The sequence below is a fragment of the Micromonospora echinospora genome (assembly GCF_014203425.1).
Lineage (GTDB): Bacteria > Actinomycetota > Actinomycetes > Mycobacteriales > Micromonosporaceae > Micromonospora > Micromonospora echinospora_A.
Genome location: NZ_JACHJC010000001.1, coordinates 5,421,699 through 5,443,508 on the forward strand (window position 1 = coordinate 5,421,699; position 21,810 = coordinate 5,443,508).

Consider the following 21,810-nt stretch of genomic DNA (forward strand, 5'->3'; position numbering starts at 1 on the left):
TTCCCGGCCTTGGGGGGACGGGTGCGCGCGGCGATAATGGCAGCCATCCGGCCCTCCTTCGACACGTACGGGGTGACCGACGAGGAGAGATCACCAGCGGTGACGAGACGTGAACTGAGCGTGTCGAAAGTTATAAACCCCGGAGGGTCGTAAAGTCAACGCATCAAGAGAGGTCGATAGGTGACCGTCCCGAGCCCGCCGCCACCGGTGCCCGTGCCCCTGCCGGGCGCTCGCCACGGCCGCGACCCGGACCGCGCCATCAAGCGCGGCCCGCGCCGCGTGCCGGCCGAGGAGGTGGCGGCGACCCAGCGCGACCGCCTCTTCGACGGGCTGGTCCGCGAGGTCGCCGCCCGGGGCTACGACAACGCCCGGGTCAGCGACATCTGCCACGCGGCCGGCGTCACCCGGCCCGCCTTCTACGCGCTGTTCACCGGCAAGCAGGACGCCTTCCTGGCCGCGTACCGGCACGGCATCGCAGTGGTGTCGCACCTGATGGAGGACGCCTACCGCGACGCCGGCCCGGCCTGGCCGGACGCCGCCCGCGCGGCGCTGCGCACGCTGCTCGACGTGCTGGCCAGCGTGCCCGCCTTCGCCCGGATCGCACTTGTCGAGGTGGACGCGGCCGGGCCGGACGCGCGCCGGGAACGCGACGCGCTGCTGCGCAGCTTCCGCCGGTTCTTCGCCGACGCCGGCCCGGAGCCGGCGGGCACCGAGGTGGATCGCGACGCGCTCGTGTCCACAGTGGTCGGCGGCATCCACGCCACCGTCCGGGAACGGGTGGCGCAGGGGCGGGCCGACGAGCTGCCGCTGTTGCTGCCGGTGCTCACGTACGCGGCCACAGCGCCGTTTCTCGGCCCCGAGGGCGCCCGGCGCGCCACCCGGGCCGCCCGGCCGGACGACGGACCGGCCGCCACGGCGCCGTGCGCGCCGACCGGTCATCCCTGACCGATCAGAAACCGCAGCGGTTTTTCACTTTGGCCGCTTTTGGCAAATGCCGCCCAACGATCTGCTACAGGCAGTTGACCGGCCCTTTACTCAGCGGTAACTTCGGCCTGCGCCCACCCGGCGCGGACATCCCGCGAATCCAATTCACATCGTCGCGGATGAATTGATCTCGAAAGGGAGCCATCATGTCGGAGCAGATCGATCAACCGAGGAGCGGCGTACGCTGGCGCCGGTTCGCCGTCACGCTCGGCACCGTGACGGTCGGCGCGGCCGGCATGGTGATGCTCACCGCCCAGGGTGTCCTCGGCGCGCAGTTCGCCATCTCGGGCATGCCGTTCACCGTCACCGCCGACAAACTGGAGGGGACCGGGTTCGAACAGTTCGCCACGCTCGACCAGATGATCCCGGACAGCCCCAACCAGGGCGACACCGGCGGGCAGGTGCTCGTGATCGTCTCGGCCATCGACAAGGCCGAACTGACGAATCTCTGCCAGAGCATCAACCTGGGCGGGACCAACCTGCGGATCACCGCCGGCAATTCCGGTAAGCCCGTGACCGCCCGCACGCTCGTGGTCGACGGCGACGAGATCGCCGGCAACGCCTCCTTCAAGAACATCGACGTCGGGCAGGACGCCAGCACCGTCGACAAGGTCCCCGGGGTCAAGGGCAACCCGGGCGTGTTCGCCCAGCAGGCCGACACGGTGACCATCACCAACCTGCGGCAGAACAACTACGCCACCACCGCCGCGATCTTCACGCTGCCCAACCTGCGCATGGGCTTCAGCTCCGACGGGTGCTGACGTGACCGCGGGACAGCACACGGCCCCGGCCGCCGGCGTCCGCGCACGCTGGCGGCACTGGCGGCGCGCCCGGCCGTTCACCGCCGGGCTGCTCATCGCGCTCGGCGGCGCGGAGATGCTGGTGACGCTGCGCGCGCCGCTCGGCGTACTGCTGCACGTCGGGCCGCAGGGCCTGGCCGCGTACCTGGTGCCGGCGATCCTGGTGATCTGCGGCGTACTGCTGATCACCACGCCGCAGCAACGGGTCTTCTACGCGGTGCTCTCCCTGGTGCTCGGGCTGGTCTCCTGGCTCACCTCGAACCTGGGCGGGTTCCTGGTCGGCATGCTGCTGGCGCTGGTGGGCGGGGCGCTCGCGTTCGCCTGGACCCCGGTCAAGCAGCGGGCGGCCCACGCCGAGACGGCATCCGCCGAGGCGGCGCCTGCCGAGGCGACGCCTGCCGAGGCGACGCCCGCCGGTACCGCGGCCGCCGCCACCGCGCCCGGGCCGCGCGAGCCGGTCGGCAGCTCGGCGCCCACCGAGTCGCTCGACGCGCTCCTGTCGGCCGAGCCGGGGCCGCCACGGCACACGCGGGCGGAGCGCGGCTGACTCAGCGGGCGGTGTCCGCCACCGCCTGCGCGAACACCTCGGAGCGGTGCTCGAAGTTGCGGAACCGGCCGTAGCTGGGCGCGGCCGGGGACAGCAGCACCACCCCACCGGCCGGGGTGAGCTTGCGGGACAGCCCGACGGCGGCGACCAGGTCGTCGGCCAGCTCGGTACGCACCGACGGCAGCCCGGACAGCGCCTCCACGATGCGGGGGCCGCTGTCCGGCACGCCGATCACGGTGATCTCCCGATCGGCCAGGTGCGCGCGCAGCGGGCTGTAGTCCAGCCCTCGGTCGGCGCCGCCGACGATCACCGTCAGCGGCCGCCCCTCGTACGCGTCGATCGCGTGCATGGCCGCGTACGGGCTGGTGGCGAGCGTGTCGTCGACGAAGGTGAGCCCGGACGGGTCGGCGATCTCGGTGAGCCGGTGCGCCAGGCCCTGGAACTCGGCGACCGCGACGGCGAGGCTGTCCCTACGCGCCACCACGTCGACGCCGAGCGCGTCCAGCACGGCGAGCGCGACGCAGAGGTTGCCCTCGTTGTGCCGCCCGACCAGCGGCAGCACCGCGCGCGGGAACAGCGGCGTGTCCCGCAGGTGGAACCACTGCGTGCCGTCCGGCCCGGTCGCCACCTGCGTGGTGTCCGGCGAGCCGGCCCGGATCGCGGCCCGGTCGCCCAGCTCCGCGGCCAGGCGCGGGTCGGCGCCGTTGACCACGACAGCGTGCGGTCCGTGCGCGATCAGGTTCAGCTTGTCCCGGTAGTACTCCCGCTCACCGCCGTGCGCGTCCAGATGCTCGGGGAACAGCGCGGTCACCACCGCCACCCGGGGCGAGTCGGTCAGGTCGGCGCACTGGTAGCTGGACAGCTCCAGCACGTACAGCTCGGCCTCCGGCAGGTCCAGCAACGGCACCCCGATGTTGCCGCCGAACACGTTCGGCCGGTCCATCGCGGTGAGCAGGTGGCTGATCAGGCTGGACGTGGTGCTCTTGCCCTTGCTGCCGGTCACCCCGACGGTCCGGCCCGCGTGGTCGGCCATCCACAGCGCGCTGCCCTGGGTCACCGGCACCGACCGTCGGCGCAGCTCCACCATCCACGGGTGGGTGTTCGGCACCCCCGGCGAGCGGACCACGACGTCCGCCGCGGCCAGCCGGTCGAAGCCCTCCTCGCCGGTCACCAGCGGTGCCGCGTCGGCCAGCGGGCCCTCCCAGGGCAGGGTGAGGAAGTTGGCGCTGTCGTCGACCACGACCAGGCCGGCCGGCCCGTGCGCGGCGATCGCGGTCACCGCGGCCCGGCCCTCGCGGCCGGCGCCCCAGACGGCGACATGACGTCCGCGCAGATCAGACAGGCGCACGGGCTCTCCTCGGACTCGGTCGGTGCAGGGCGGTCGGGGGTCGGCCCAGCCGGACACGGGCGGACGAACCAGGGCCTAGTATGGCGTGTGCCCAACGAGCAGCTGCGGCGGATGGACGCCTTCACCTTCCCGTCCTACTCGATCGACTTCGCCACCGGCGAGGTCCTGTTCGACTACGCCCTGACCGGTCCCGACGGCGAGCAGCGATTCACCGAGGTGATCACGCTACCGCTGCCGTCCGAGCCGGTCACCGATGCCACAGCGGCCACCCTGGCGCGGGTCCTGGAGCTGCTGCACGTCGTCGCCGGCGTCAGCTACTACAAGGCCGCCGCGCCGCCCCGGCTGGTGCTGCCCGCGCCGCTGGGCGCCGCCGCCGTCGAGCTGGTCACCGCCGTCTACACCAAGGGCCTCGCCGAGTACGCGTACCGCAACGACCTGCCGTACGTGCTGGAACTGCGCCCCGAGGTGCCCGCCGGGACGGTGGACCCGGCGACGCCGCTGGACAACTCCGACCGGCGGCCGCTGTCGGCGGTGGGCGGCGGCAAGGACTCCATCGTCACGCTGGAGGCGCTGCGCCGCGCCGGCCTCGACCCGGTGCCCTTCTCGGTCAACCCGAACCACGTGATCGTGGCGGTAAACGAGGCGTCCGACCTGGTGCCGCTGGCCGCCCGGCGGCGGCTGGACCCGGTGCTGTTCGAGCTGAACGCCGCGGGCGCCCGCAACGGGCACATCCCGGTCACCGCGATCAACTCGCTGATCGCGGTCGCCACCGCCGTGCTGCACGGCCTCGGATCGGTGGTGATGTCCAACGAGCGCTCGGCGTCCGACCCGAACCTGATCTGGCAGGGTCACGAGATCAACCACCAGTGGTCCAAGGGCGTCGAGGCGGAAGGGCTGCTGCGCGCGGCGCTGGCCGAACACGCCGGGCTCACCGAGCCTTACTTCTCGCTGCTGCGCTCCCTGTCCGAGCTGCACATCGCCCGGGTCTTCGCCGAGATCGACCGGTACGACGCGGTGGTGACCAGCTGCAACGCCGCGTTCAAGCTGCGCGACGCGAGCGAACGCTGGTGCCGGGACTGCCCGAAGTGCCGCTTCGTGTTCCTGGCCATGGCCCCGTTCATGCCCCGGGAGCGGCTGACCGGCATCTTCGGCGGCGACCTGCTGGCCGACGAGTCCCAGGTGCCCGGCTACCGGGAGCTGCTCGGCGTCGACGGGCACAAGCCGTTCGAGTGCGTCGGCGAGGTGGAGGAGTCGGTCGTGGCGCTGAGCCTGCTCGCCCAGCAGGACCAGTGGCGCGACGCCCCGGTGGTACGCGCCCTGGTCGCGGCCCTGCCCGACACCGCCTGGCAGGCGGCGGCGACCTCCGACGTGTTCACTCCCGGCGGCCCGAACTTCGTCCCGGCCCTCTACGCCAAGGCCCTGACCGCCCTGACCTGATGATCACCACTCGACACTCGTCGATCTTGGAGTTGTGGCACCGCACAGAACGGGGCGTTTCGGGGCATCCCGGGCGCCACAACTCCAAGATCGGCGAACTCAGCCGGACCCGGGGGGTCAGGGGGTGCGGATGGCGTCCAGGGCCAGCAGGGCCACGTGCAGGGACAGGCACCTGTCGACCGAGTCCAGGTCGGCGTCGAGGATGCGGCCGATCCGGGCCAGCCGCTCGTAGAAGGCCGGCCGGGACAGGTGCGCCGCGGCCGCCCCGGCCGACTTGTTCCGCCCCTGCTCCAGGTACGCGCGCAGCGTGCCGAGCAACTGCTCGCGGGGGTGCTGGGCGTCGTACGTGAGCAGTGGCCCGAGTTCACGCTCGACGAACGTCTGCAACCGGGGCTCGTCGCGCAGCAGGTGCAGCAGACCGGCCAGCCCGACGTGCGGCAACCGGTAGCAGAGCAGGTCACGGGGGTCCCGCCGGGCCGCCTCGGCGATCTGGCGCGCCTCGACAAGTGAACGGCGCGCCTCGCGCAGGCTGCCCACGCCGGAACCGGCCGCCACCACGGTGCGGGACGCCGGAGGGCGGGACGGGGCGGCGTCGAGGCGTACCCGGCGCAACGCCGTGGCGAACGCGGCGAGTGCCTTCTCCTCGGCGGCCTCGTCGGGCAGCGCCAGCAGCGCCCCCACCGCATGGTCGTCGACGGCGCTGGTCAGGGCGGTCAGTTTGGCGTCCCGCACGGCCTGGCCGACCGCCTCGGCGAGGTCGCGCAGGCGGGCCGGGCCGGCCTCGGGGTCGGCGTCGGCGCCCGGGCCGGCGTCGGCGGCCGGCTCGTCGCCGCGATGCCGGACCACCACGCCGACCAGGTGCCGGCGGTCGAGGACGACGCCGAGCGCCTTGGCGCGCAGCGCCACCTCGTCCACCGGGCGGGAGTGGTCGATGAGCGCGGTCAGCAGCGTGCGGTGGATCTGCCGTTCCAGGCCCTCGGCGTCGCGCCGGATCAGCCGTCCCAGGGCCAGCGTGGAGGCGGCCCGCTCGATCAGGATTGTCAGCCGGGTCGGCGGGGTGGACTCGGCGACCGGCCAGCGCAGCAGCAGCCGTCCCCAGTCCTGCCCGCGCGCCCCGACTGTGGTGACCAGCCAGCCGCTGCCCGGGTCGTACGCGGTGCGCCCGGCGGGGCGGATCTGCCGGGAGTTCTGTTCCCAGCCGTCCAGCAGCAGTTCCGCGTTCTCCCCCGCCGGGTCGTACGCGAGCACCTGCCGGGACAGGTTCTCCAGCACCATCGGGCAGCCGGCCAGTTCGGCGGCCTGCCGCAGCACCTCGGCCGGTTCGGCGCCCTCCACGGACAGGTCGGTGAACCGCTGGTGGATCTCCTCGGTGGCGCGCAGCTCGGTGAGCTGGGCGTCCACGATCAGGCCGTGTACCGCCTCGGTGATCCGGACGAACGGGGTGCCCCGGCGCAGCTCGACCAGGGGCAGGCCGCGGCGTTCGGCGGCGGCGGCCATCACCCGGGGCACACCGGTGAGGTACCGGCGGCCCAGCTCGACCACCAGCCCGGAGGCGCCGACGTCGGCCAGGGTGCCGATGAACTCACGCAGCCCGGCGTCGTCGGCCGGCAGCCCGATGCCGGTGGTCAGGACCAGTTCCCCGCCGCCGAGCAGGGTGGCGATGTCGGGCACCTCGGCGATGTGCACCCACCGCACCGGGCGGTCCAGCCCGGCGCTCCCGGCGACCAGGCGCGGCGCACCGTGGCGCATGGGCACCAGGTCCAGGACCTCACGCACGGTAGGGAACACGGGCGACACGCTACCCTGCGTCACCGCCGTTGCCGAGGGCCGCACCGGCCGGCTCGCCGGGGAGGACGAGCCGGCCGACGGCGGATCAGTCGACGCCGAACTCCATGGCGGCCCGGTCGAGCGCCTCGTCCTCGGCGGTGGGCACGCCCCGGGACGCGATGGCCTCGGCGCCGCCCTGCGGCATGGCGCCGATCAGCCCGGTCGAGGCGGCCTGGGCGGCGCCCACGACCCGCTGCGGGTTGCCGCCGCCGACCATGCCGACGAAGGCGTACTGCTCCAGCTTGGCGCGGGAGTCGGCGATGTCGAGGTTACGCATGGTGAGCTGGCCGATCCGGTCGGCCGGGCCGAACGCCGAGTCCTGGGTGCGCTCCATCGACAGCTTGTCCGGGTGGTAGCTGAACGCCGGGCCGGTGGTGTCGAGGATCGAGTAGTCCTCGCCCCGGCGCAGCCGCAGCGTGACCTCGCCGGTGACCGCCGTGCCGACCCAGCGCTGCAGCGACTCGCGCAGCATCAGCGCCTGCGGGTCCAGCCAGCGGCCCTCGTACATGAGGCGTCCGAGGCGGCGGCCCTCGTTGTGGTAGTTCGCCAGCGTGTCCTCGTTGTGGATGGCGTTGACCAGCCGCTCGTACGCGGCGTGCAGCAGCGCCATGCCGGGCGCCTCGTAGATGCCCCGGCTCTTGGCCTCGATGATCCGGTTCTCGATCTGGTCGGACATGCCCAGGCCGTGCCGGCCGCCGATGGCGTTGGCCTCCAGCACCAGGTCGACGGCGCTGCCGAACTCCTTGCCGTTGATCGTCACGGGGCGGCCCTGGTCGAAGCCGATGGTGACGTCCTCGGTGGGGATCTCCACGGACGGGTCCCAGAACTTCACGCCCATGATCGGCTCGACCGTCTCGATGCCGGTGTCGAGGTGTTCGAGCGTCTTGGCCTCGTGGGTGGCGCCCCAGATGTTGGCGTCGGTGGAGTACGCCTTCTCGGTGCTGTCCCGGTACGGCAGGCCGCGCTCCAGCAGCCACTCCGACATCTCGGTGCGCCCGCCCAGTTCGGTGACGAAGTCGGTGTCCAGCCACGGCTTGTAGATCCGCAGCTGCGGGTTGGCAAGCAGGCCGTAGCGGTAGAACCGCTCGATGTCGTTGCCCTTGAACGTCGAGCCGTCGCCCCAGATCTGCACGTCGTCGGCGATCATCGCCCGCACCAGCAGCGTGCCGGTCACGGCCCGGCCCAGCGGGGTGGTGTTGAAGTAGGCCCGCCCGCCGGAGCGGATGTGGAAGGCGCCGCAGGTCAGTGCCGCCAGCCCTTCCTCGACCAGCGCGGCGCGGCAGTCGACGAGCCGGGCGACCTCGGCGCCGTAGGTGTGGGCGCGGCCGGGCACCGAGGCGATGTCGGGCTCGTCGTACTGGCCGATGTCGGCGGTGTAGGCGCACGGGACGGCGCCCTTGTCGCGCATCCACGCGACCGCGACCGAGGTGTCGAGGCCGCCGGAGAAGGCGATGCCGACACGTTCGCCGATGGGCAGGGAGGTGAGAACCTTGGACACAAGGAAGATTATGCACGGTCTCGCATGGTCATGCAAGCCGTACGTCAGAGCAGGTCGTCGCGCCCCAGCTCCCAGAACGCCACCGCCGCGGCGGCGGCCACGTTCAGCGAGTCCACGCCGCGCCGCATCGGGATCACCACCCGCACGTCGCTGGCCGCCTGCGCCGCCGCGGTCAGACCCGGCCCCTCCGCCCCGAGCAGCAACGCCGCCCGCTCCCGCTGCGCCGGGGTCAGCCGCTGCATCGGTACGGCATCCGGCGCGGGCGTCATGGCGAGCACCGTGAACCCGGCCGCCCGGACCTGGTCCAGCCCTGCGGGCCAGCTGTCGAGCTTCGCGTACGGGACCGCGAACACCTCGCCCATGCTGACCCGTACGCTGCGCCGGTAGAGCGGGTCGGCGCAGGTCGGGGACAGCAGCACCGCGTCGATGCCGAGCGCGGCGGCGCCTCGAAAAACAGCCCCCAGGTTGGTGTGGTTGTTGACGTCCTCCAGGATCACCACCCGCCGGGCGGCGGCCAGCACCTCGTCGGCCGACGGCAGCAGCCTGCGGTGGAACGACGCGAGCACGCCCCGGTGCACGTGGAAGCCGGTGGCGCGCTGGAGCACGTCCGGCGAGGCCGCGTACACCGGGGTGTCGCCGGTGTCGAGGTCGGCGAGCTGGTCCACCCGCTTGGCGTCGACCAGGTACGACCGGGCCGGGTAGCCGGCCCGCAGCGCCCGCCGCAGCACCAGTTCCCCCTCGGCGATGAACAGCCCGTGCGGCGGTTCCCAGCGGGTACGCAGCTCCACGTCGGTGAGCGCGCGGTAGTCGGCGATCCGGTCGTCGTCGGGGTCGGTGATCTCGTGGACGGGCACCAGGCGATTCTGCCCGGCCCGCCCGGCCGCCCCGGCACGGGCCGGGTTTCCGCCGCCCCGGGCGGGGAACGGAGCCGAAGGCCGACGCGACGGAGGGACCACGATGGGCGCGGAGCACGACGGCAACCTCCCTCGCGACGCCACAGTCGCCGACTATCTGGTGGCCCGGCTCGCCGAATGGGGCGTGCACCGCTACTACGGCTACCCGGGCGACGGGATCAACGGCATGACCTCGGCGCTGCAACGCGCCGAGGGGCGTGCCCGGTTCATCCAGGTCCGGCACGAGGAGACCGCCGGTTTCGCGGCCGGCGCGCACGTCAAGTACGGCGGCGGTCCGCTCGGCTGCGTGGTGGTGACGAGCGGTCCGGGCGCGATCCACGCCCTCAACGGCCTCTACGACGCCAAGCTCGACCACCAGCCGGTGGTGGCGCTGCTCGGGCACACCGCGCTGCCCGCCGAGGGCGGCGGCTACTACCAGGAGGTGGACCTGGTCTCGCTCTACAAGGACGTGGCCTCGGCCTTCCTGGCCCAGCTCGACGACCCGTCCCAGGCCCGGCACCTGGTGGACCGGGCCTGCCGCACCGCGCTGGCCCGGCGTACCGTGACCGCCCTGGTCCTCCCCTCCGACGTGCAGGACCTGCCGGCGGTGCCGCACCCGCCGCACGCCCACGGCTACTACCACACCAGCGCCGTGCCGAGCAGCGAGCCGACAGTGCCGCCGGAGGCCGACGTGCGCCGGGCCGCCGAGGTGCTGCGCGGCGGCGAGCGGGTGGCGATGCTGGTCGGGCAGGGCGCGCTGGGCGCCGAGGACGAGGTACGCCGGATCGCCGACCGCCTCGGCGCCGGGGTGGCCACCGCGCTGCTCGGCTTCGCCGCCGTCGACCACCGCCAGCCCTGGGTGACCGGCGCGATCGGCCTGCTCGGCAGCCGCCCGAGCTGGCAGCTCATGCGCGAGTGCGACAGGCTGCTGATCGTCGGCAGCCAGATGCCGTACTCGGAGTTCTACCCGCCCGAGGGGCAGGCCCGGGCGGTGCAGATCGACATCGACGGCACCCGGATGGGGCTGCGCTACCCGACCGAGGTGAACCTGACCGGCGACGCCGGGCCGACGCTGCGCGCCCTGCTCAGGGAGCTGGGCCCGGGGCCGGGCCCGACCGCCTGGCGGGCCACGATCGCCGACGCCACCGGCAAGTGGCGGGCCGCGCAGCGCGAGGTGGCCGCCCAGCCGGCCGAGCCGGTGAACCCGCAGTCGCTGTTCGCCACGCTCGACGACGCGCTACCAGGCGACGCCATGCTCGCCGTGGACTGCGGCACCGCCACCGCCTGGTACGCCCGCCACGTGCGCGTGCGCCCCGGCATGCTGGCCAGCCTCTCCGGCACGCTGCTGTCCATGGGCGGCGGGATGCCGTACGCGCTGGCGGCGAAGTTCGCCCACCCGGACCGCCCGGTGATCGCGCTGCTCGGCGACGGGGCGATGCAGATGAACGGCGTCAACGAGCTGATCACGGTGGCGAAGTACTGGCGGGAGTGGTCCGACCCCCGGTTCGTGGTGCTGGTGCTCAACAACCGGGATCTGGCGTTCGTCAGCTGGGAGCAGCGCTCCGGCGAGGGCACGCCGATGTTCCCGGACAGCCAGGACCTGCCCGACGTGGCGTACCACAGGTGGGCCGAGGTGCTGGGCCTCGGCGGTGAGCTTGTCGACTCCCCCGGCCTGGTGGACGGCCTGTGGCAGCGGGTGCTCGACACGGACCGGCCGGTGGTGGTCAACGCGGTGGTGGACCCGGCCGAGCTGATGCTGCCGCCGCACTTCACCGCCGAGCAGGCCCGCAAGACCGCCGCGGCGGTGCTGCGCGGGGACAGCGACCGGGCCGGCATCGTGCGCCGCGGCGTACCGGCCGCGCTCGCCACGTACCGGCCCCGCCGCCGTGGGCGCTGACCCGTCAGGCCCGCGCGTAGCGCAGCAGCACCGACCGCCCGTCGAAGGTGCGCGTCCCGACCAGCCGCAGGCTCTGCCGGGCCAGGCCGGGCAGCACCTGCCGCCCGCCGCCGAGCACCACCGGGTGCACGATCACCTGGAACTCGTCGACGAGCCCGAGCGCGGCCAGCGCCGTCGCCGCGCCGGTGCCGCCGGTGAGCAGCAGGTCGCCGGGGAACCGCTCGCGGACCTCCGCCAGCTCCGTGGCCAGGTCGCCGCCGCCGACGACCAGGGCGCCGTGGCCGGCCTCGGCGAGCGTGCGGGAGACCACGACCTTCGGGGTACGCCGCCAGATCGGCGCGAACGCCAGGTCGTGCGGGTGGTCGGAAATCGACTCGACCTGCGGCCAGTAGGCGGCCATCATCTCCCACACCCGCCGCCCGTAGACGAAGGCGGCGGCCCGCTCGGACAGGTCCATCGAGTACGCGGACAGCTCCTCCCCCATCTCCGGCCAGTCGAACTCGCCGTTCGGCCCCTCGATGAAGCCGTCGACCGACGTGTGCACCCAGTAGATGACAGTGCCCATGATGTGTTCCTCCGCGTTGCGGCGCGTCCCGGTGGGGCGCGCTCGCCGGTGGGTCGGAGCCGTCCGGCCGGATCCGACAACCCGGCCGCGACGACTGTCGGCCGGACAGACGACTCCCGGCCGGCTGACCACTCCCGGCCGGCTAATCCCTCCCGGCCAGGCTACGGTCCGGCCAGCCGCCGCTCGATCTGGTCCGCCGTGGCAGTGGCCCCGATCCGGGCAGCCACCGCGTGGGCGCGCCGCCAGACGTCCCGGGCTGCCTCGGCCCCGGTCAGCCGCTCCACCGCCCGGGCCAGGTCCATCAGGGCCTCCACCTGCAGCGGCGGGCTGGCCGTCAGGTCGCCGGCCGCCTGTTCGAGCAGGACCCGCGCCCGCGCCGGCTCGCCCGACATCAGGCTGATCCGTCCCTGGGCGTACCGGGCGTAGGCCAGGTACGCCGCGACCCGCGTCTCGCGGGCCTGCTCCAGGGCGGTGTCGGCGTACCCGGCCGCCTCGCCCAGCCGGCCGTGCCCCGCGAGCATCGCGGCGACCTCGCTGAGCAGCGCCACCTCACCGAGCCGGTCACCGTGCCGCCGGACCAGATCCAGGGCTTCCAGGTACGCCGCCCGGGCCTCGTCCACCGCGCCGCGGTGATCGTGCCAGCGGCCCGACGCGCGCAGGCCGAACGCGAGCGGCCGGGGCGTGCCGGCGGCCCGCAGCAGCGCGACGGCCCGGGCGAGCGTCTCCCCGGCGGCCGGATCGCCCTCCTGCAACTGGAGTACGCCCAGCCGGACGAGTTTCGGTCCGGCGGCGACCTCGTCACCGGCTTCCTGGTAGAGCTCGATGGAGCGGACCAGGCTCGCGCGCGCCGACGCCCGGTCCCCCAGTCCCTCGTACACCTGGTTCTCGACCCCGGCGATGTCGGCCCGCAGCCAGGGTTGGGCGAGCGGCTCGGCCGCCGCGGCGGCGGCCTGCGCGTAGCCGAGCGCGGCCTCCAGGTCACTGCGCAGCAGGGCCGCGAACGCCACGCAGAGCCGGAGCCGGGCGATCCCCTCGGGGTGCCGCCGGCGCTCGGCGGCCGCCAGCCCGGTCTCGGTGACCCGGGTCAGCTCGTCCAGCCGGGCGTCGACGAACAGGTAGTAGTCGCAGTGCCAGGCCAGCGCCCAGGAGTAGTCCTCCAGGCCGGGCGTCGCGGCGGCCTGCTCGACGCTGACCAGCAGGGCGGCCCGTTCGGCGCTGAACCAGCGCTTCGGGTCGCTCAGGTGCTCACCGGTGGGCGCCGGTGACCTCGGCAGGTCGGCGACGATGGCGGCGCCACTCTCGTGACTCAGCGCCACCCGGGCCTGCTCGACCAGCGTCAGCCAGGTGCCGAAGACGCGCCGCAGCACCTCCGGCCGTTCCCGCGGCCCCTCCTCCCGCGCGGCGCGCTCCCGGGCGAAGGCGCGGACCAGATCGTGGAGGTGATAGCGGACCTGGCCCAGCTCGTCCGGTCCGGTCACCTCGACCAGGTTGGCCTCGACCAGACCGGTTACCGCGTCCGCCGCGCCCGCCTCGTCGTCGAGCAGGACGCCGGGCAGCCACGGCGGGGCCCGGTCGAGGTCCAGCACGGCGAACCGGCGCAGCAGCCGCCGGGCCGGCTCGTCCAGCGCCACGTACGCCGAGTGGAACGCCGCCCGTACGCTGCGGTCGGCGCGGGTGAGGTGGTCCAGCCGGTGCGAGAGTTCGGCGAGCTGCGCCGCCGCCTGCCGCAGCGACGGCACGCCGGGTATCGCCAGCCGGGCGCCCGCGATCCGCACCGCCAGCGGCAGCAGTCCGCAGTGGTGGACGACGTCCGAGGCGGAGCCGGGCTCGGCAGCGACGCGGTCCGCGCCGATGATGCCGGCGAGCAGCCGCAGCGCGTCCGCCTCGGGCAGCGGGTCCAGCCGCAGCTGGTAGGCGCCGTCGACGTCGACGAGCGCGCGCCGGCTCGTGATCAGCACGACGGTGTCCGTCCCGGGCAGCAGGGGGCGCACCTGCGCCGCGCCGGCCGCGTTGTCCAGCAGCACCAGACCGGGCCGCTCGGCCATCGCCCCCCGGAACAGCGCGGCGCGTTCCTCCAGGTCGGCGGGGATCTCCGCGCCGGGCACGCCGAGCGCCCGCAGGAACCGCCCGAGCACCTCGACCGGAGACGACGGATGCTCGTGCCCGTTCAGGTCGACGTACAGGTGCGGACCGGGGTACGCCGGGCCGAGGTGGTGGGCGATCCGGACCGCCAGCGCGGTCTTGCCGACGCCGGGCAGGCCGCTGATCGCCGTCACGGCGACCGCCGGCCGTTCCGGAAGCCACCGCAGGACCGCCGCCGTCTGCTCCTCCCGGCCGACGAAGTCGGTGAGGCCGGCCGGCAGCATCCGGACCGGTGGGCGCCCGGCCCACGCCCCGGGGGCGTCGGTGGCTTCGGCGCCGACCGAATCGGCGGACCCGTGGGGTGTGGCGGCCTCGCCCGAATCGGTGGGCCCCTGCGGTCCGGCGACCCCATCCCGTCCGGCGGCTCCGTTCGGGTCGGCGGCTTGGCGCGTTCCCGAGTCGGCCTGGCGCGTTCCGGAGGCGGCCGGGTGGTCGGGCGGCGCGACGACCGGCCCCGCGTCGGGCGGCGACCGCAGGCTGGGGTCGTTGCGCAGGATCAGGTCGCGCAGCCGGATCAGCTGCGCCGTCGGGTCGACGCCGAGTTCCTCGGCCAGGCGGCGGCGCAACTGGTCGAACCGGTCCAGCGCCTCGCCCTGCCGGTCCGCCAGGTAGAGGGCCCGCATGAGCTGACCCACGAGCGACTCCCGCCAGGGGTACGCCTCGACCAGTTCGGTGAGCTCGCCGATCACCCCGTCGTACCGGCCGAGGCCCAGCTCCAGGCCGAGGCAGCGCTCGACCACTGTCATCCGCCGCTCGTCGAGACGCTGCGCCGCCGCGGTGAGCGCCGGCGTACGCAGGCCGTCGAGCGCCGGACCGCGCCACATCGCCAGCGCCTCGCGCAGCCCGGACACCGCCTCCTCCGGGGCGCCGCCCCGGTCGAGGCGCCCCTCGGCCCGGCGTACCCGTTCCTCGAAGACGTCCAGGTCGAGCTGACCGTCGGCGACGGTGAGCAGGTATCCGGAGCCGTGGGTGCCGATCACGTCGCCGGGAAGACCGGCGGCGCGCAGCGCCCGTCGCGCCGCCGCGACCCGGTTGCGGACCTGGACGTCCGCGCTCGCCGGAGGATGGCTGCCCCACGCGGCGTCCATGAGGCGGGACACCGGGACGATCCGGTTGGCTTCCAGCAGCAACGCGGCGAGCATTGCCTGACTGCGCGGGCCACCGACGCGGACCCTCCGGTCGTCGAGGCACACCTCGACCGGGCCGAGCAGCCGATACATGACCGCCGGCACCATTCGCTCCCCCCGAAGCGCGCGGACCCGGGCGACCACTTCATGATCGCCCTCCGGCCCACCCTAGACGAGGTCGCGCAAGGTCAGCGAGTGGCGCGTCCCAGCGGTGGCCGGGGGGACGCACCACTGTGGCTGGTCGTCGCCGCCGATCAGCCGATCGGCTCCGGCGCGGTGTGCGGCGCCGGGCCGGAGGTGGCCCGCGCCCGGCGCCGTTGCGAGTGACGGCGGTAGAACGTGACCAGGAACATCGCCTGGAGCGTGCCCTCGACGAGCAGGACGAGCGCGCCGTCCACGGCCGCGAGCAGGCTTCCGCCGGTCGCGCCGGCCAGCACTGCCGAGCCCGCCTGGATCGCGCCGTGCGCGACGATCGGGATTCCGAACAGGACGAAGCTGGACAGCGCGACAGCGCTGCCCGCCACCACCGCCAGCGCGTAGATCCGCACCGCGCGCCGCTCGTGCGGCGGCAGGACGGCGGTGGGGTCCCCGGCGGACGCCGCCACCCGGCCGGGAAGCGCCGTGTGCAGACCCCGGCGCAGCAGGTGCCGGGCGTACGCGAAGCCGTCCTGGAACAGGTTGCGGCACCGCAGCAGGTCCAGCAGGACGAAGTAGCAGTCGGTGCGCATGTAGACGTGCAGTTGCAGCGCCATCGACATGACGATCACCAGGACGACGGCGGACAGCAGCCCTTCGACAAGCGGATGCGGCCGGGCGTACGCCATCACCAGCAGCGCGGCGCACACGACGGCGAAATCCCAGAGCAGGCCGCTGAGATAGACGCGGTACCGGTGGCGGCGCGGCACCGACCAGATCGCTGTCACGTCGGTCTCCAGGACCAGGTGGTGCAGCCGGGTGGCGAAGCGGATCCGGGCCGGCGCGTCCAGCGAACGGGCCGCGACCAGGTGACTGAACTCGTGCAGAACGGCCGTCACGGAGAACAGCGCGGTGTTCACGAGCACGGCGAGACCGACGTAGCCGGTCCAGAAGAAGTCCCGGTACGACGGCAGCAGCTCGGGGCGGCGTACCACGGTGGCCAGCGTCGCCGCGACCAGCGCGACGTAGGCCACCTTCGCCGCGGGGCCGAACAGCCAGCGCACGTGCCGGGCCCGCAGCCAGGGCAGGTGCGGCCGGTCCTCGCGGCGGGCGCCGCCGGTGGGACGGCCGTCGACCTCGGCCACCAGGCCCGCCTCCCGCAGCGCGAGCACCAGGTCCACGAGGTCGAGGTCCACGTCGTGCTCGGCGGCGATCCGTTCCTCGGCCACGCCGATCGGCGCTCCGCCGTCGAGCAGCTCGACGGCGCGGGCGCCGATCGCGGGCAGCTCCACGAACTCGCCGACCTCTGGCCGGCCCACCACCACCGAGTCCGGGTCGTCGTCGGACGGCCGGATCCGCAGCGGGTGGAACCGTACCCGCGTCGCCGCGCTCAGGTCCGGCGCGGCCTCGGTCCCGATGGTCGTCATCGCCCGGTCCTCAGGCGCCGCGCGGACCGCACGAGGGGCAGTCCGGGTCTCGCGGCACGTCGATGAAGTAGTGGTGGTCCCAGCGCGCGGCGTTCTGGTGGAAGACTCGCCCGGCGACCTGCTGGGGCAGCCCGCCGAGGTGGTAGAGCACCTCCAGCGCGCAGAGATGGCCGGTCACGTTCGCGGTGGCGGCGATCACCGCGTTCGGTCGTTCCCCTCCGCGCAGCGGCGTGCCGTCGGTCTGGATCTCGTGCTTGTCCGGCCGCCGCCGCAGGCACGTGTAGCACCCGGTACGGCCCGGAAGGAACGAGCCGACCACTGTCATCGGCCCGGTGTAGAGCGCCATGAACCACGGAGTGCCGGTACGCAGGGCCGCCTCGTTCGTCCAGTCCTGGATCTGGTCGACGGGCCGGTCCGCGCAGAGGACGAAGGCGTCCCGCCCGTTCATCAGCGGCACCAGGTCGTCGGCGGAGCGGACACGACACTCCTCCCCGGTGACCTCGACGTGCGAGTTCATCGCCCGCAGCCGGTCCACGGCGACCTTCACCTTCGGCTGGCCGAGGTCGCTCTCGGTGTAGAGCAGCTGGCGGGTCAGGTTCGGCTGGTCGATCACGTCGAAGTCGGCGCAGTGCAGGCCGCCGACGCCGCTGGCGACGAGTCCGGCCGCGACCGCCGTACCGGTGCCGCCCAGACCGAGTACGGAAACCCGGGCCCGCCCGATGCGCGCCTGCACCTCGAAGGGCGAACGGCGCGGCTGGGTGTCGATCCAGGCGTAGAAGTGCCGGGCCCGGTCGTAGCGCTGCGCGGCCTCCACTGTGAACCCGTCGGGCAGCGGGGCCGCCGCGTCCTCGACGAAGCCCTGCGCGATGAGCTGGTCCACCACCTCGCGGACGCTGTCCTCGTCGATGCCCGGGTGCGTCTCGGCGAGGTCCGCGCAGACCTCCCACACGTACCGGGTGCCGTCGAGCAACGTCAGGATGCGGGCGATCGTGCCGTCCTCGTCGTCCTGGATCTCCGACGCGACGCCGTACTGCATCAGACCGATGATCAGCCGGTTTCCCGGCAGGGTGTAGGGCTCGTGGACGCTCTTGATGCGCGGCTTGAGCATGGGTACCGCAACCTCACAATGCTCGGCGGAAGGCGGGAAAGCGGCACCCCGGTCGCCGCCGGTACGTGGCGGCGACCGGGGTGCCGACGCGGATCAGGCGCCGTTGCTCTCGCGGATGACGGTGGTCTCCAGCCGCTCCAGCTTGCGGACCTTCAGCGAGAGCTTCTTCTTGCCGACCTGCTCGATCGTGGCCTTCTCCATGGACGCCTCCTCGATTCGGGTACGCCTTCCGCGGTACCGCGGAAGGCGAGCCCAAGCCTGTCGCCAAGCGTCACCGGTCGATCACAAGTCGATCATCAACGGCGGTTGGCGGGCGCCGCTAGCATCCGGGTGCGTGGCCCGACCTGTGATGATCGCGTTGATCGGCGTCGACGGCTCCGGCAAGACCACCCAGGCGAAGGCGCTGGCCGAGCGGCTGCGCCGGCGGGGTGTCCGGGCGCGTTACTTCGAGAACGCCGGTGGACGGCCACTGTGGAACCGGCTGGCCCGGGCGCTCGGCCGGGCGGACGGGGTGGCGCTGTTCGGCCGTACCGTCTATCCGGTGCTGGAGGCGACGGTGCGCGCGGCGGCGATGGCCCGGACCGTGGCGGTGGCCCGTCTGACCGGCCGGGTGGCGGTGCTGGACCGGTGGACCTGGTGCCAGGACGTGATCATGGCGGCCCGGGGCGATCGGGGACGACGGGTGGTGCGCGCCGCGTACGCGGTCTTCCCGCGCCCGGCGGTGGTGTGCTTCCTGGCCACCTCCCCCGACGTGGCCAAGCGGCGGGTGACCGCGCGCGGCATCGACACCGAGGAACTGGCGCACCTGTGCGCGCTGGACGCCGCGTACCGGGCGTTGCCGGAGTTCGGCTCGTTCGTGGTGCTCGACGGTGACGCCACGCGGGACGAGGTGGCCACCGCCCTGGACGCGGCCGCCTGGCGCGGTGTTAAGAAGGGGCCCTTTCTCTACCGGAGGCGTTAAGAAGGGGCCCTTCCTTACCCGCGCTCGCGCAGCCAGCGGAGCACGTCGGAGGGCAGCTCGCGGTCCTCGCGCTGCTCGCGACGCTCCGGCTCGGTCCGCCGGGGCGGCTGCGGACGCTGCGGGTCGCCGACGAGCTTCCGGCTGGGGGCGGTGAAGTCTCGCACCGGCTCGCCGGCGACCGCCGTCCTGATGGTCCGCGCGACCGCGTCGATCACCTTCGCCTGCACGGCGGAGCCGACCAGGTCGGTGACGTCGTCCGGGTTGGCCGCGATCCCGGCCACGGCGACCTGCGGGGTGAACCCGACGAACGTCTCCGTGGCGTTCCGCTCCGAGCTGCCGGTCTTGCCGGCGACCGGGCGACCGACGATCCGGTCGACGGCGGTGGCGGTGCCGCCGTTGCACTGTCCGAACGCGGACTGCTGGCCGACCGGGCAGCGGGCCGCGTCGGTGGCGGCCCGGGCCACGTCCGGTTCGAGGACCCGCTTGCACTCCGGCTGCCCCACGTCGACGGTCCCGCCGTCGGGCGTGGTCACCGAGACCACCGGCAGCGGCGCGCAGTACGTGCCCTCGGCGGCCACCGTCGCGTACGCGTTCGCCAGGTCGAGCGGGGTGGTGGCGGCCACGCCCAGCGTGAACGCGCCCCAGTCGGCGGCGTGGTCGCGGGCGAACGCGGCGTCGGAGCCGGCCCGGAAGGTGATGCCGAGGCGCTGCGCCATCTCCACCACCTTGTCCTCGCCGACCTGCTCGGCGAGCCAGACGAAGTACGTGTTGACGGAGCGGCCGAAGCCGTCCCACATCATCCGGTAGCCGTCCATCCACTGCGGGTTGGCGTTCGCCGGGCACCAGGTGCCGTCGCAGTTGCCCTCGTCGTCCGAGGCGTACCGGGTGGGCAGGCGGCTCGGCGCTTCGAAGCCGGTGGCCAGCGGCTTGCCGGCCTCCAGCGCGGCCAGCATGGTGAACATCTTGAACGTCGAGCCGGCCTGGTAGCCGTCGACGCTGGCGCCGCCGGAGATCAGCGGGTTGACCGTGTTCGGGTAGTTGGCCTGCCCGGCGGGGTTGTCGTCGAGGCTGTAGTGCCGGTTCACCGCCATGGCGAGCACCCGGCCGGTGCCGGGCTCGACCGCCGCGATCGGCAGCGCGCGCTTGTTGCCGTACCCGTAGACCTTGGTGGCCTGCTCCTGCGCGGTCTCCTGGATCGCCGGGTCGAGCGTGGTGACGACCCGGTAGCCGCCCCGGCGCAGCGCCTGCTCGCGCTCCTCGGGGGTGCTGCCGAAGGCCGGCTGGGTGAGCCACCAGCGGCGCAGGTAGTCGCAGAAGAAGCCCCAGTCGTCGTGGCCCTGGGCGGTGGCTGTGCAGCCGTTGGGCTGGGCGGTCGGGCGCAGGGTGGGCGCCTGCGCCTTCGCCGCCGCGGCCTGCTGGGCGGTGATCGCGCCGGTCTCGGCCATCGCGTCCAGCACGTACGCCCGGCGGACCAGCGCCTGGTCGAGGTCGCCGTCGATCGGGCTGTACGCCTCCGGCGACTGGACCAGGCCGGCCAGCAGCGCCGCCTCGCCCAGCGTCAGGTCGGCCGGGGCCTTGCCGAAGTAGCGCTGGCTCGCGGCGGCGACGCCGTACGCGCCGGAGCCGAAGTACGCGATGTTCAGGTAGCGGTTGAGGATCTCGTCCTTGGACAGCGACTGCTCCAGCGCGTTCGCGTACCGGATCTCCTGGAGCTTGCGCCCGACGGTCTGCTCGGTGGCGGCCTGCCGCTGCTCCGCGGTGCGGTTCGGGTCGGTCTTGAGCACGTTGCGGACGTACTGCATGGTCAGCGTGGAGCCGCCCTGCTCGGTGCCGCCGCCGGCGACGTTCGCCACCAGCGCGCGGGCGATGCCGCGCAGGTCCGCGCCGCCGTGCGAGTAGAACCGCCGGTCCTCGGCCGCGATGATGGCCTGCCGCATCACCGGGGCGATCTCGGCCAGCGGCACGTCGGTGCGGTTCACGTCGTAGAACGTGGTGATCAGCGTGGTGCCGTCGTTGGCGTAGAGGTAGGAGCGCTGCGGCTGCGCCGGCGTGCGCAGCGCGTCGGGCAGGTCCGCGTACGCGCCGAGCGCCGCCCGGGCCGCGAACCCGCCGAGCAGGCCGCTGGGAAGCGCGGCGACCGCGAGGACGAGCCCGGCGAGCAGGCCGGCCAGCAGCACGGTGAACAGCCGCGACAGCGGCGACCTGGGAGACGGCATGGACGCAAGGATTGCCACGAATGCCGCCTACCGGCCACCTCGCCAGGCAACTGTCAGTTACTTCACGGCGACCGCCCAGCTCCGAACCGGTCAGCCCGCCCCGAGTGGGCCCTTCGGTGACGCGGGCGGCACCGGTGCGGCGGCGACGCTGGCCGCTGCGGCGTCCCGGGCGATGGTCTCGGGCAGCAGGCGGCCGCTGCGGTAGCCGATGCCGATGCCGGCGACCAGCACGAAGATCGCGCCGAACGTCTGGAGCGAGCCGATCAGCGCGCCACCGAGGCCGAGCAGCGGGGCGGCGATCATCAGCATGGTCCCGTCGCCGTAGGAGAACATCCCGGACCGGGCGACCGACCAGCCGGTCAGGAACCAGCCCACGCTGTAGAGGGTGGCGCCGAACAGCACGATGCCCCGCGCGGTCACGCCGAACACCGGCGTCTGCTCGGCCAGCCCGGCGAACGGGAGCATCAGCACCATCCCGCCGATGCTGCACAGCAGCCCGGCCAGCGCGACCCGGCGGCAGCGGGTGGCGGCGAGCAGGCCGGTGAGCGCGAGCAGGGCGAGCAGCCCGAGCCACACCGAGGCGACCCAGCCGACCAGGTAGAGCGGCCGGCCGTCGGCCGGGTACGGGTCGTTGCCCACCCCGCCGTCGCTGGCCATCGCCACCAGGCCGTAGAGCACCGCGTACGCCGGCAGCAGCCAGACCGCCGCGCGGGCGAACCGGCGGACCGACCAGGCCCAGGTCGCGTCGGTGGCCGGCGCCCCGCGGCCGGGCTCGGAGACGAACGGCAGGACCCCGAAACCCCCTCCGGTACGCCGGGAGCCGATCGGCCCGGCGGGGTCGTGCGCGCCGGGGACCGGGGTACGGGAGAACAGCCGATTCTCCGGGTCCTTCATGCCT

At 73.8% G+C, this 21,810-nt stretch carries 16 protein-coding genes; 6 read left to right on the forward strand and 10 right to left on the reverse strand.

All coding sequences use genetic code 11. From position 1 onward, the window contains the following. Positions 1–180: 180 nt before the first annotated feature. From FHU28_RS24185 to FHU28_RS24195, 3 genes are all read left to right on the forward strand, one after another. The gene (locus FHU28_RS24185; RefSeq protein WP_184686717.1) at positions 181–945 is read left to right on the forward strand and encodes a TetR/AcrR family transcriptional regulator; all 765 of its coding nucleotides are present in this window, start codon (positions 181–183) and stop codon (positions 943–945) included. 185 nt (positions 946–1,130) lie between these two features. Further along, on the forward strand, positions 1,131–1,745 hold the full coding sequence (locus tag FHU28_RS24190) for a DUF6230 family protein (protein ID WP_030500319.1): 615 nt from the start codon (positions 1,131–1,133) through the stop codon (positions 1,743–1,745). A gap of 1 nt (position 1,746) precedes the next feature. Continuing rightward, positions 1,747–2,331 carry a DUF6114 domain-containing protein gene (locus FHU28_RS24195; protein ID WP_184686718.1) on the forward strand — a complete coding sequence of 195 codons (585 nt, stop codon included), beginning with the start codon at positions 1,747–1,749 and terminating at the stop codon, positions 2,329–2,331. 1 nt (position 2,332) lies between these two features. On the opposite strand, the gene murD is transcribed toward FHU28_RS24195, so the two are convergent. Next, the gene (gene murD / locus FHU28_RS24200) at positions 2,333–3,679 is read right to left on the reverse strand and encodes a UDP-N-acetylmuramoyl-L-alanine--D-glutamate ligase (protein WP_184686719.1); all 1,347 of its coding nucleotides are present in this window, start codon (positions 3,677–3,679) and stop codon (positions 2,333–2,335) included. Between the two features lie 87 nt (positions 3,680–3,766). Between murD and FHU28_RS24205 the strand changes: the two genes are divergently transcribed. Then, on the forward strand, positions 3,767–5,116 hold the full coding sequence (locus FHU28_RS24205; protein ID WP_184686720.1) for a MurL-like N-terminal domain-containing: 1,350 nt from the start codon (positions 3,767–3,769) through the stop codon (positions 5,114–5,116). Positions 5,117–5,233: 117 nt separating this feature from the next. Here the strand turns inward: FHU28_RS24205 and FHU28_RS24210 are convergent, their stop codons facing one another. From FHU28_RS24210 to FHU28_RS24220, 3 genes are all read right to left on the reverse strand, one after another. Then, a complete protein-coding gene (locus tag FHU28_RS24210) occupies positions 5,234–6,904 on the reverse strand; it encodes a PucR family transcriptional regulator (RefSeq protein ID WP_452299002.1) in 1,671 nt (556 codons plus the stop codon). Positions 6,905–6,989: 85 nt separating this feature from the next. Continuing rightward, positions 6,990–8,441 carry an argininosuccinate synthase gene (argG, locus tag FHU28_RS24215; RefSeq protein WP_184686722.1) on the reverse strand — a complete coding sequence of 484 codons (1,452 nt, stop codon included), beginning with the start codon at positions 8,439–8,441 and terminating at the stop codon, positions 6,990–6,992. 44 nt (positions 8,442–8,485) lie between these two features. Then, positions 8,486–9,298, reverse strand: coding sequence for a TrmH family RNA methyltransferase (locus FHU28_RS24220; RefSeq protein ID WP_221454414.1), 813 nt, complete (start codon positions 9,296–9,298; stop codon positions 8,486–8,488). Between the two features lie 100 nt (positions 9,299–9,398). Between FHU28_RS24220 and FHU28_RS24225 the strand changes: the two genes are divergently transcribed. Further along, the gene (locus tag FHU28_RS24225) at positions 9,399–11,231 is read left to right on the forward strand and encodes a thiamine pyrophosphate-requiring protein (protein WP_184686724.1); all 1,833 of its coding nucleotides are present in this window, start codon (positions 9,399–9,401) and stop codon (positions 11,229–11,231) included. Positions 11,232–11,235: 4 nt separating this feature from the next. Here the strand turns inward: FHU28_RS24225 and FHU28_RS24230 are convergent, their stop codons facing one another. The 4 genes from FHU28_RS24230 to FHU28_RS24245 form a co-directional block, all read right to left on the reverse strand. Next, a complete protein-coding gene (locus FHU28_RS24230) occupies positions 11,236–11,796 on the reverse strand; it encodes a dihydrofolate reductase family protein (RefSeq protein WP_184686725.1) in 561 nt (186 codons plus the stop codon). A 161-nt stretch (positions 11,797–11,957) separates the two neighbouring features. Further along, positions 11,958–15,173, reverse strand: coding sequence for an AfsR/SARP family transcriptional regulator (locus tag FHU28_RS24235; protein ID WP_184686726.1), 3,216 nt, complete (start codon positions 15,171–15,173; stop codon positions 11,958–11,960). A 146-nt stretch (positions 15,174–15,319) separates the two neighbouring features. Continuing rightward, the gene (locus tag FHU28_RS24240) at positions 15,320–16,627 is read right to left on the reverse strand and encodes a hypothetical protein (RefSeq protein ID WP_184686727.1); all 1,308 of its coding nucleotides are present in this window, start codon (positions 16,625–16,627) and stop codon (positions 15,320–15,322) included. 10 nt (positions 16,628–16,637) lie between these two features. Continuing rightward, on the reverse strand, positions 16,638–17,735 hold the full coding sequence (locus FHU28_RS24245; RefSeq protein WP_184686728.1) for a TOMM precursor leader peptide-binding protein: 1,098 nt from the start codon (positions 17,733–17,735) through the stop codon (positions 16,638–16,640). Between the two features lie 334 nt (positions 17,736–18,069). On the opposite strand from FHU28_RS24245, the gene FHU28_RS24250 reads away from it, so the two are divergent. Beyond that, a complete protein-coding gene (locus tag FHU28_RS24250) occupies positions 18,070–18,696 on the forward strand; it encodes a nucleoside/nucleotide kinase family protein (RefSeq protein ID WP_184686729.1) in 627 nt (208 codons plus the stop codon). 14 nt (positions 18,697–18,710) lie between these two features. Here FHU28_RS24250 and FHU28_RS24255 read toward each other — a convergent pair whose 3' ends face one another. Together FHU28_RS24255 and FHU28_RS24260 are read right to left on the reverse strand one after the other, a co-directional pair. Next, positions 18,711–20,912, reverse strand: coding sequence for a transglycosylase domain-containing protein (locus FHU28_RS24255; protein ID WP_221453281.1), 2,202 nt, complete (start codon positions 20,910–20,912; stop codon positions 18,711–18,713). A gap of 90 nt (positions 20,913–21,002) precedes the next feature. Continuing rightward, the gene (locus FHU28_RS24260) at positions 21,003–21,806 is read right to left on the reverse strand and encodes a hypothetical protein (RefSeq protein WP_184686731.1); all 804 of its coding nucleotides are present in this window, start codon (positions 21,804–21,806) and stop codon (positions 21,003–21,005) included. Between the last annotated feature and the right edge of the window lie 4 nt (positions 21,807–21,810).